The 1,501-nt window shown below is 65.4% G+C and carries 1 protein-coding gene; it reads left to right on the top strand.

What is annotated here, in order from left to right; genetic code table 11:
- Positions 1–274 precede the first annotated feature (274 nt).
- Positions 275–1,501, top strand: a 1,227-nt coding sequence (locus AC0MRV_RS20865; protein ID WP_472766461.1) for an IS110 family transposase, incomplete at its 3' end; no start/stop codon positions are given.

The raw sequence follows: 1,501 nt of genomic DNA, 5'->3' as shown, positions 1-1,501 counted from the left end.
GCGGAAGCGTAAAACTGGAGTGGGCTCGGGGTGAACCACACGGCTGAGGCACTGCGATCTCATCTTGGGATTGGGGGCATCAGGAGTTAATTTGCTGATCGGTCGCAGCACGAACATGCGGCGAGTTTCTGTTGGACGAACACTAACCAAATCTCGACTGCGGCCGGTCAGCACAGGGTTGGGTCATGCATCCTCAGGAGCCGACGTTCACCCACGTCCCGGACGATACAATCTGCAGCCCCTTCCCGCCAAATCCAAAAACAGGAGAACCACGATGAAAGACGACGACTACGCGGCCCTGGTGGCCTTGGACTGGGGTAACTCCGAACATGCCTTTGCCCTGCGCACGGGCGCCGGGAGCGATGAGCACGGCAGTATCCCCGCAACGGCGGAGGAGCTGCATGGCTGGCTCGAACGACTTGGGCGACGCTGCGATGGCCGACCGGTCGCGCTGGCAATCGAAGGCGGCCGCAACGCGGTGGTGCACGCGCTGCTGGCCCACCCGTGGCTGGAGATCTATCCGGTGCACCCGGCCACCAGCGACCGGTTCCGCAAGGCCTTCACGCCCTCGGGCGCCAAGGACGACCTGCCCGACGCGCAGGTGTTGCTGACCATCCTCGCGCAGCACCGCGGGCAGTTGCGTCGGCTCAAACCCGACACCCCGCAGACTCGCGAGCTGGCGGCGTTGACCGAGATCCGCCGGGGCGCGGTGGACCGGCGCACCCAGTTGTCCGTCGAACTGATCAGCACCCTGAAGACCCACTTCCCCCAGGCGCTGGCCCTGTGTGGCCGTCGCCTGTGGACGCCGCTGGCTCTCGACTTCCTGGAGCGCTGGCCCGAGTTGGCGCGGCTGCAAAAGGCGAGGCCGACAACTCTGCGCCATTTTTACTACGCGCACTCCTCCCGGCGACCGGCGGTCGTGGATCAGCGCTTGGCGCTCATTGCTGCGGCGCGGCCGCTCACCACGGACCGTGCGGTGCTCAATCCCGCCGTGCGCAAGGTCCAACTGCTGGTCGCCGTGCTGCGGCCCTTGCAGCAACACATCGAGCAGGTTGAGGCCGAGATTGCCGACTGCTTCGCGGCGCATCCCGAAGCAATCATCTTCGCCGGACTGCCGGGAGCCGGTCCCGCTCTGGCTCCGCGACTGCTCGTGGCCTTCGGGACCGATCGGGCCCGTTATCCCGATGCCGCCAGCCTGCAGAAGTATGCCGGGGTCGCTCCGGTCAAAGTGAAGAGTGGTCAACAGCTGTGGATCCATTGGCGTTGGAACGCGTCCATCTTCCTGCGTCAGACCTTCGTCGAGTGGGCCGGCCAAACCGTCCCAAAGTGTGCGTGGGCCAAGGCCTACTACCGTCAGCAGCAGCGTGCCGGCAAGAACCACCAAACCATCCTGCGTGCGCTGGCTTTTAAATGGATCCGCATCCTCTGGCGCTGCTGGCACGACCGCGTGCCCTACGACGAAACCCGCTACCTGGCCGCCCTTCAACAGCGGCACTCACCC

The sequence above is a fragment of the Actomonas spartinae genome (genome assembly GCF_051209155.1).
GTDB lineage: Bacteria > Verrucomicrobiota > Verrucomicrobiia > Opitutales > Opitutaceae > Actomonas.
The sequence above is the reverse complement of the archived record's forward strand: the minus strand, read 5'-3'. Positions and strand labels throughout refer to the sequence as shown.